9 protein-coding genes are annotated in these 9,014 nt (G+C 55.0%); 3 read left to right on the top strand and 6 right to left on the bottom strand.

The features are described 5' to 3' along the window. The coding region (locus AC0Z7K_RS21140) for an IS1 family transposase (RefSeq protein WP_001401901.1) at nt 1-80 on the top strand (80 nt) is incomplete at its 5' end. Between the two features lie 164 nt (nt 81-244). On the opposite strand, the gene AC0Z7K_RS21135 is transcribed toward AC0Z7K_RS21140, so the two are convergent. The 5 genes from AC0Z7K_RS21135 to AC0Z7K_RS21115 all read right to left on the bottom strand — a co-directional run bounded on the left by AC0Z7K_RS21135 (nt 245) and on the right by AC0Z7K_RS21115 (nt 6,695). Then, entirely contained in the window at nt 245-1,522 is a 1,278-nt protein-coding gene (locus tag AC0Z7K_RS21135; protein ID WP_485615831.1) for a c-type cytochrome, read from the bottom strand. Nucleotides 1,523-1,528: 6 nt separating this feature from the next. Then, the gene (locus AC0Z7K_RS21130; RefSeq protein WP_485615830.1) at nt 1,529-3,304 is read right to left on the bottom strand and encodes a GMC family oxidoreductase; all 1,776 of its coding nucleotides are present in this window, start codon (nt 3,302-3,304) and stop codon (nt 1,529-1,531) included. Nucleotides 3,305-3,348: 44 nt separating this feature from the next. Then, nucleotides 3,349-4,074: a gluconate 2-dehydrogenase subunit 3 family protein gene (locus tag AC0Z7K_RS21125; RefSeq protein WP_485615829.1), complete on the bottom strand. Its 726-nt coding sequence runs from the start codon at nt 4,072-4,074 to the stop codon at nt 3,349-3,351. Between the two features lie 986 nt (nt 4,075-5,060). Continuing rightward, nucleotides 5,061-6,083 carry a LacI family DNA-binding transcriptional regulator gene (locus AC0Z7K_RS21120; RefSeq protein WP_485615828.1) on the bottom strand — a complete coding sequence of 341 codons (1,023 nt, stop codon included), beginning with the start codon at nt 6,081-6,083 and terminating at the stop codon, nt 5,061-5,063. 186 nt (nt 6,084-6,269) lie between these two features. Next, nucleotides 6,270-6,695, bottom strand: a complete 426-nt coding sequence (locus tag AC0Z7K_RS21115) for a CopD family protein (RefSeq protein ID WP_413528800.1) — start codon at nt 6,693-6,695, stop codon at nt 6,270-6,272. Between the two features lie 199 nt (nt 6,696-6,894). Here AC0Z7K_RS21115 and AC0Z7K_RS21110 point away from each other — a divergent pair, with 199 nt between their 5' ends. Next, on the top strand, nt 6,895-7,488 hold the full coding sequence (locus tag AC0Z7K_RS21110) for a TetR/AcrR family transcriptional regulator (protein ID WP_485615826.1): 594 nt from the start codon (nt 6,895-6,897) through the stop codon (nt 7,486-7,488). Then, entirely contained in the window at nt 7,485-8,408 is a 924-nt protein-coding gene (locus tag AC0Z7K_RS21105; protein ID WP_485615825.1) for a DMT family transporter, read from the top strand. Before AC0Z7K_RS21110 ends, AC0Z7K_RS21105 begins: the two co-directional genes overlap by 4 nt. Here AC0Z7K_RS21105 and AC0Z7K_RS21100 read toward each other — a convergent pair. Further along, nucleotides 8,402-8,944, bottom strand: a complete 543-nt coding sequence (locus tag AC0Z7K_RS21100) for a chorismate mutase (RefSeq protein WP_485615823.1) — start codon at nt 8,942-8,944, stop codon at nt 8,402-8,404. The two genes, AC0Z7K_RS21105 and AC0Z7K_RS21100, sit on opposite strands and share 7 nt — an antisense overlap. Between the last annotated feature and the right edge of the window lie 70 nt (nt 8,945-9,014).

Genomic DNA, 9,014 nt, shown 5'->3' with positions numbered 1-9,014 from the left:
AGTCGCTGTCGTTCTCAAAATCGGTGGAGCTGCATGACAAAGTCATCGGGCATTATCTGAACATAAAACACTATCAATAAGTTGGAGTCATTACCCGGCGGTTCGATATGATTTTTTAGCCGTGATTTCAGATAATTATTGATTTCATACACCTGACTATCGGCTAAAAAAGTGTCGCTGCGTAAATAAAAACGGCCTCCCTTTAGGAAAGCCGTTTTGTACAACAAAACAGACAACTTAGGCTTTAATGCGTCAGTGTTTTGCGCACCTCACTCACGTCTTTAGCCGAGACCGCCGGGGCGCTGTTGCTCCAGCCCTGACGAATAAACGTCGCGAGCTGGGCCGCTTCTTCATCGGTCAGCCGCCCGGCGAAGCCAGGCATCACCAGCGTCGAAGGTGCGCGCGCCGTTGACGGCTGCTGCGCTCCGGCGAGGATTGTATGGATAAGCCCGGTCGGATCCTGTGCGTTCACAATCGTTGCCTGATCCAGTTCCGGGAACACGCCAGGCGCGCCCTTGCCGGTCACAAAGTGGCAGGCACCGCAGTTATCCAGATACAAACGCTCGCCTTCGCTCAGGTTTTTCGCCGCCGTCAGTTTGGCTTCGGTTGCGCTGGCCTTCTGCGTATCCGCGACCGGTATCGGCGGATTGCCGCCGAGGAACTTCAGGTACGCTGCGATGGCGTTGAGATCGTCATCCGTCATGTGCGCCGTACTGTTCTCGACCACTGACGTCATTTCGCCGCCGACCGCCGCTTTGTCGTTACGCCCTTTGCCGAGATAATCAACGATTTCCTGCTGATTCCAGTGCGCCACGCCGCGCAGCGACGGAACGTCCCAGTTGTTCAGGCTGCCGCCCGCGAGGAAATCTGAATCGCTGCTGTCGAGCGCTTTTTCGTTCATCCCAAAACCGCGCGGCGTGTGACAACTGCCGCAGTGGCCGAGACTTTCGACCAGATACGCGCCACGGTTAACCTGCACCGTTGCCCCGCCAATCGGCTGGAAAGGTTTATCGGACGCGAACGCCCAGTTCCAGAACCGCATGCCCCAGCGCTGGCTGAACGGGAAGCTCAGATCCGTTTCCGACGGCTGTTCGGCGCTCGGTTTTACGCCCTGCATAAAGTAAACGTACAGCGCGTGCATATCCTGATCGTTAATTTTGGCGTAATCAGGATACGGCATCGCCGGGTAAAGGCGCGTGCCATCAGGCAGAACGCCTTTACGCACCGCATCGGAGAACTGCTGTTCGGTATAGCTGCCAATGCCGTGGTTTTTATCCGGCGTGATATTGGTCGAATAGATAGTGCCAAGATTCGAGTTAATCGCCAGCCCGCCGGAGAACGCCGGTTTCCCGGCCACCGTGTGACAGGCACCGCAGTCGCCCAGACGCGCGACATACTCGCCCTGTTTAATCAGAGCCGCATTGTCAGGTGACGTGGTTTCAGCATGCGCATTGGCCATCAAACCGGCACCCAGCAGCATGGCGTTAACGATAAATAAACGCTTAAGTTTCATTGAGTTCATCTCCGCTTATGCCTGCACCAGTGGGCCGGGGTTTTTCAGGTACTGATCTTTAATCGCCTGCGCCGCCATCAGGGTGATCGCGCCGATGGTATCCGTCGGGTTGGCCTGGAAGTTCTGCGGGAACGCGTTGCCGCCCGGCACAAACACGTTATGCACATCCCAGCTTTGCAGGAACTTGTTCAGCGCAGAGGTTTTCGGGTTATCGCCCATCACCGCACCGCCGACGTTGTGCGTTGAGACGTACTTGGTGAGGTCAAAGTGCGCATCCATCGGCAGGAAGCTTTCGCTGTAGCTGTCCGGGTTCAGCTCTTTGGTGATATTGCCCACGATGCCTTTCAGATACTGTTGCAGTTTCAGCTCGTTCTGTTTCCAGTCGAAAGTCATGCGCAGCAGCGGATAGCCGTACTCATCTTTGTAGTTCGGATCGAGATCGAGATAGATGTCGCGATAAGACTGGCAGGTGGTGGTGATGCTGATTTTCATCGAATGGCCGTACCACTCTTCCATACCCTCTTTCCAGCCGGTTCCCCACACAGGCGTACCTTTTGGCAGCGCCGTGCTGATTGGCGTGCCGGTCGCCTGAGAACTGTGGATTTTCGCGCCGCCGATAAAGCCGAGTGATGGACCGTCGAAGTTGCCCGGAGAAATGTCGTTGAACATCTGGCCGGTCGCGCCGGCGGTGGCAAACGGGTTGAAGTTTTTATCTTTGAAGAACAGCGTCGAGCCGCCGTTGCTCAGGAACGCGTAGTTACGGCCAACCACGCCTTCTTCGGTGATCGGATTATAAGGTTTGCCGATGCCGGACAGCAGCATCAGGCGGACGTTACAGAACTGAAAGCTGCTCAGCACCACGATTTTAGCCGGCTGGAAGCATTCATTGCCCTGCGCATCAATGTAGATCACGCCTTTGGCGGTTTTCTTATCATCGTGCAGCTCGACTTTCATCACGTTGGCGTGGACTTCATAGGAGAAGTTATCCATGCGCTTCAGCGCGTCCATCACGGCAGTTTGCGGTGAGGCTTTCGAGTAGTTCAGACACGGGTATTTACTGCAATATCCGCAGTAGTTACACGGAGCTATCTGGTTGCCGTAAGGGTTAGTCCATGCGCGGGAAACGCAGGCCGACGGGTTCGGGAACGGGTGATAGCCCATCTTTTTGGTGACTTCAGCGAACATGCTGCTGTTAAGCGTATCTTCCAGCGCAGGCAGCGGATAAGGCTCGGAGCGCGGCCCTTCAAACGGATCGCCGCCTTCCATAATCTGCCCGCGCAGGTTACCTGTTTTTCCGGACTGGCCGCAGATGTGCTCGAACTTGGTGTAATACGGCTCGATTTCATCCCAGCTGAACGGGAAATCCATGATCCGCATGTCTTCCTGCAAAATGCCCGGTTTATAGGCTTCATCGGCATAGGTTTTGAGTTTTAAATCGGTCGGCGTCGGGCGGATTAACACGCCTGTCCAGTGCAGACCGGAACCGCCGACGCCCGTACCCGGCGCAAACGCGCCCCATTTACGGGTCGGCAGCGCGGTTTCACTCATGTTATAACGCACGGTCACCGCGGCCTGCGCCGGAGTGGCCATCACTTTGTTACGCACGGCGTAGGCGTATTCATCGGCCGGTTTCGGGTAAGCAAACTCTTCATAACCACGATCGCCGCCGCGTTCCAGCGCGCGTACGGTCAGCCCGGCCATTGCCAGCTCGATGCTCATCAACGAGCCCGCCCAGCCGAGGCCGACGACGACGACGTCGACGTCGACTTCAGGTTTTGTTATTTGTGCCATTTTTAATCCTGTCATTCATCAGAAAAGGGAGTACGAAGCGGCCTTCAGGCACGCGCGCCTTGCAGGCTCACCGGCCCCAGCGGATAAGGCACGTTGTGCTGCTTCACCCATTCGGTGAAACTGGCGCGCGCGCCGGGGAACCCGATGGCAATCCACGCCTTCATCCCTTTGTTACCGCCGTAGATCGGGTCGGCGAGGTAACCATGTTTGGTGTCTGAAAGCAGTTCACCGAAAAATTGCGATGCCACGAGACTCTCTTCGCCGAGGTCGGCAAAATGGATGTCGTTTTTCTGCAATTGGGTCAGAACCTGGTCTTTGTCCTGCACGGAAAGTTCATGGAAGGCTTTCTGATGATGTTGCTGGCACCAGCTGTTCGCCAGGCGAATACCGGTTTTATAGATTTGCTGCGGCCGGAACGGGATCTGATACCCCATCGTGGCAGGCGCATGGACGTTGAACGGCCCCTGCATATAGATTTCTTCGCCGAAATCGCCATGCATTTGCTGATCGATAAAGATGGGCACATTGGTTTCCAGCGCACCCGGTGCTTTGCCTTTGCCCCCGGCGGGGATCAGGCGGTCGGCAGCGGCCATAATAAACTGCCATTCCTCGGCGCTGAAAAAGACGGGTTTATAATCGAGTAAATCCGGGGCAACCATTTCAGCCGCTTCTGCTGCTGACAGCCCTTTCATCATGATGGTCCCGACGGGCAATGCCATCAGCGACCCAAGTAAGAACTTGCGACGGGTAGTTTTCTTTTGAAGGAGCATAGAATGACGAGTCTCACATGCCTGATGTTAAGTTTGGGTTGAATATTATTGTTATTTAGGTACAAATTTATAATATCACTGCAACATCAAAAATAAACATTTATTTCCATAGCGTTTATGCGGTGACAATAACATGGCATCACAAAGAAGATTAATAAACAAATAAAAACAATGAGTTAAATTAATTACCTAGTTAACAAGCCCTTCAATTTAATAGCATTGATTGTCAGCAATTCCTTTTGGGATCTTAATTTCCTGACCGGGGAAATATAATTTCAGAAGGAAATATTTTGTTATTTGTTGCGGTTATTGTTAGCTAACATTTTCTAACATTAAGGGTGGGTAAGATTATTAAGTGAAATTAGAGAGGGGGGGTAAATATAATTGGTCGAGAAAGTTTCGGTTTCTCCATAACAGCGCTCGCCTGGCCTTTCGCGCCGAAACCGAGCAAGGGAGGAAAATGCTTTTCCTCCCTTGCATCCCTCCTCGCTTTTTTAAATGCGCGCTATCGCCAGACAGATGGACGTGTTCTGTGACTTCTGCCTGTGGCGCAAAACCCTGCCGCTTCGCGGTTCCCTCACTCGGTGCTGGAGCCATAGGTCTCCAGCCCGCTCCGTTCGGCAGGATTTTTTGATCGCGCCATCTCGCCATTTTTTAAAAAACAAAAACGTATTTGGTTTTTTGAAATGATCCGAGTCGGTGAAGTTGTGACCTAAAAGTTTCTGGCCGCTTTCAAAATCACGCCGTCGCGAGAGGTGAAAAACCGCGCGTCTTTTTGCGCGGGTTGTAACCCGAGCGAAGGGAACCGCACAGCGGCGGGATTTCGCGGCAATAACGGTGGCTACTGAAACAGAGCCGGGATGCATGGCACGTGTTTTAAAAAACGCGGGAGTCCAGAGGGCGCGCGTTTACGCGTCCTTTGGGCCGGTTTGGGCGGCAGCCCAAGGTCTTGCCTTTAAGGCCTGTGTGGGTCACAACCGCTCCCCTCACGCTGATTCCCTAACCACGACCGAATACCCAATATCTACCACCGGTTCGCCCACCGCTTTTCCCTCGATCTTATCCGCCAGCATCCCCGCCGCGCGGATACCTATGCCCCATTTATCCACGCTCACCGTCGTGATCGCCGGGCGGTTGTGCGCCGCAAAGTTCAGGTCAGCAAATCCCATTACCGACAAATCCTGCGGTACCCGTAGCCCCTGCGCTTCCGCTTCCATAATAACGCCCTGCGCCAGCGTGTCAGAGCTGCAAATAATCGCGTCGAAACGTTTATCCCCCGCCATCATCTGCCGCAGCGCGCTACGCCCGACCTCCATATTCGCCGGGCGCGACACCATCAGCTCTTCGATTTCGTGCTCCGCACGAGCGCGTAATACGGAAATCGCGCCATTTTTTCTCACCACTGCGCGGCGGTCTGATGCGCAGATAAAACCAAAGCGAGTGAAACCTTTGTCGAGGAAATATTCTCCGACAGCGTTGCCGACTTTTTCGTGTGAGAAACCGATCAACATATCGACAGGCGTGGGAGTCAAATCCCAGATTTCGACCACAGGAATATTGGCGTTAAGGATGATTCTTTTCAGTTCAGAAGTGTGGTGAATACCGGTCAGCACAATGCCGTCCGGGCGGCGCGAGAGCAGCGTCGCGACAATATCTGTCTCATCTTCAGGCTCGTAACCGACGATGCACAACAGCATGTGATAACCGCGCAACGCCAGCGCATCGCCGATCGCCTGCACGGTATCGACGAACATATTGTTGTTAATCTGCGGCACTACCACCGCGATAAGCTTGGTGCGGCGGGTCGCGAGGCCTCCGGCCAGCATGTTGGGGATATAACCGGTTATTTTCACCGCGTCCATCACGCGGGCGATGGTCGCCGGTCGCACCACTTTCGGGTTATTCAGCGCCCGGCTCACCGTCATCGGTGAAAGCCCGGCTTCTTTTGCCACATCTTCAAGCGTGGCGGAACGGATTCGGGTGTTTTCTGTTTTTGTTTTGTTATTCAATGCATTGGCCACTGGTATCGGGTGTCAAATTATAATGTTTGCGCAATCATTGTGAGTTTCTCACAGGCCCGCCATCAGGTTAAGCTGAAAATGTTTAGTGATTGTTACGAAATTGATACGAATAAAAAATCCACGGCTGAGCGTGGATTGTTTTTAGGATTGGTTTTATAGAAATTGGAGGGTGATTTAGAACGGTCTGATCACCGCCAGCACCCCAATCACCACCACGGCGGCGACGATAATTCCGGAGGCTTTGCGCAGAATGGCGAAATCCTTGATTGGCTGGCCGGTTGCGCGGCGGCGAAGTTCGCCGGACAACATTCCGTGAAGAGCGGAAAGCAGCACCACGACGATCATCTTGATCAACAGCCACGCGTGCGGGAATTTGCCGTAGCTGACAATCATCCAGATCCCGGCGACCCACAACAGGATCATCGCCGGGCTGGTGACGCAGCGGTTCCATTTGCGCACGTAATCGAGCAACGCCGAACGGCTGGCGTCATTCGCAGCGGACTTCCCGCTGACCGCGAAAACCATCGCCATCCCCATCATCCCGCCAATCCACAACACCCCGGCAATAACGTGTAAGGCATTCAGCCACTCATGAAACATGATTTACTCCTTCTCAAAGTTAACGACATATTGCTGTGCCTGACAGCGGCAACCTGCTGTCCCGAAACGGCTTTTACCGGATTATGTCTCTTTCCCACAGTAAAGGCACGGTTAACCCGCCCCGCTTCCCACTTTCATTATTTTATACGAGTAGGTAGACTGGTATACCTACAACAATTCAAACAGGAAGTTAAACGTCATGTCATTACCTGAAAACCCGACGGAAAGCGCACGCGATCGTCTGCTCGGCGCGGCCAGGGTGCTGTTTTATAACGATGGCATCGCCGCAACGGGCATCGATGCCATTGTGAAAAGAGCCGGTGTGGCCAAGAAAAGTCTCTATAACAATTTTGAATCGAAAGCCGAACTGGTGGCGACATACCTTGAAATCCGCCACGACGAATGGCTCGCGCTGTATGCCAGCCGTGTGCAACAGGCGTCCACGCCAAAAAAGGGCGTGATGGCGGTATTTCTGGCCTACGAAGATCACGCAGAATTTGCCTATGAGCGCGGTTTTCGCGGGTGCGGATTGCTTAACGCCGCAGCGGAGCTGCCAGCCGGTGCGCCGGGGAGAGTGGCGGTACGCGGGCATAAAGAACAGGTTGAATCGATCCTGACCACTCACCTTCTCGCCATGATGGGTGGCGACGAAGCAAAGGCACGGCGGATGGCACGTCACTTTTCATTCCTGCTTGAAGGGGCGATGTCCCGCGCCGGGCTGGAAGGCGACGGCGAATGCGTCCGGCAGGCGATGGCGATGGCCGCCGAGATGATGGAGGCATTCGAAGGATGAATCAGCGGGACAGCATGTTGGGCATGGGCGGCGTACTGATCGCCGCATTATTGTGGGGAACCACGGGCACGGCGGCGACCTTTGCACCAGAGGTCAGCGCGGTCGCCATCGGCGCGGTGGCGATGGGCGTCGGCGGATTGTTACAGGCGCTAATCGCTCTGAGAGGCATTATCAGAAGCCGCGTCACTCTGCGCCAGAACGGCGGCATGTTGCTGACCGGGGCGCTGGCAGTAGGCATCTACCCGCTGGCATTTTACGCCTCCATGCACCTTGCGGGCGTGACGGTCGGCACGGTCATATCCATCGGATCCGCCCCGCTGCTTTCGGCGCTGATCGAATATGGCCTCGACGGACAACGGCTCACACGTCGCTGGATGACCGGCGCAGCGGTAGGCGTCATCGGAATGGTGCTGTTGTGTCTGGCAGAAAGCGCCAGCCACGCGTCAACCACTCAGCAATCGGATGTCATCTTCGGCATCGCCCTCGGCCTGCTCGCCGGTCTGACGTATGCCCTCTATTCCTGGGCGGCACGTCGTCTGATGCAGCGCGGCATCCCCTCCCGCACGGCGATGGGCGCCACCTTCGGGCTCGGCGGGATCTTGCTGATGCCGGTGCTGTTTGTCACCGGCGCGCCGCTGCTGGCATCCATGAATAACGCCGCCGTCGGCATTTACATGGCGCTGATCCCGATGTTTATCGGCTACGTCTGTTACGGCTTCGGGCTGGCACGCATTCCCGCCAGCCTCGCCACCACGATCACTTTGCTCGAACCGGCTGTCGCGGCGGTGCTCGCTGTGATGATCGTCGGCGAAAGGTTACCGCCGATGGGCTGGATCGGCATCGGGCTGATTTTGGGATGCCTGATAGTGATCACTGCCCCGTCGAAGCGCGCCCGCACGGTCACCGCAAGCACTTACTGATCGGGTGTTTTCGGTTTAATCAGCGCCAGTGAATCGACCAGGCGCTGCTTATCACCCCCGCTCAGCTGCGGCGCGTTAAGCAGGCTCAATAACTGCGTACGCTCACCGTCGCGAAATCCACCTGCTTTTAACTGCGCACTGATGGTTTTGAGAATTACGTTATCGTATTGCGAAATCCGCGCTCTGACGTCTTCAAGGTTTGCCGGTTTCCAGTCCGGTTCAGGGCGGGAAAGCCAGTCGGCCAGATAACGGTACTGAATGGCTTTCGCCGCATCCATCTGCGCCTGAATAAAGGGTGCGACGGACTGAGGATCCACCCCCGCCTCGCCTGCCTCTGCCTGCGCGGCGGCCAGTACCTTCTGCTCGCGAACCAAATCCTCAACCGGCAAATGATGCGCGGATTTGTAACCCGCCACATCTTTCATCACCCGCATTCGCTCATTCATCGCCAAGGCCAGAGATGCAGCCGGATCCGGGCTGGCAAATGCCGAACTGACCATACAAAACAAAGAAACTAACAATACGAATTGATGCATCTGTCACTCCGGGATAATGCTTGGGAAAATAGCAGCATAAATAGGTAATAATACCGGAACGTGACAATAT

The organism is Rahnella sp. 1L-D-7-B-C2, assembly GCF_057290995.1.
This window is presented reverse-complemented; position numbering and strand designations above follow the sequence as displayed.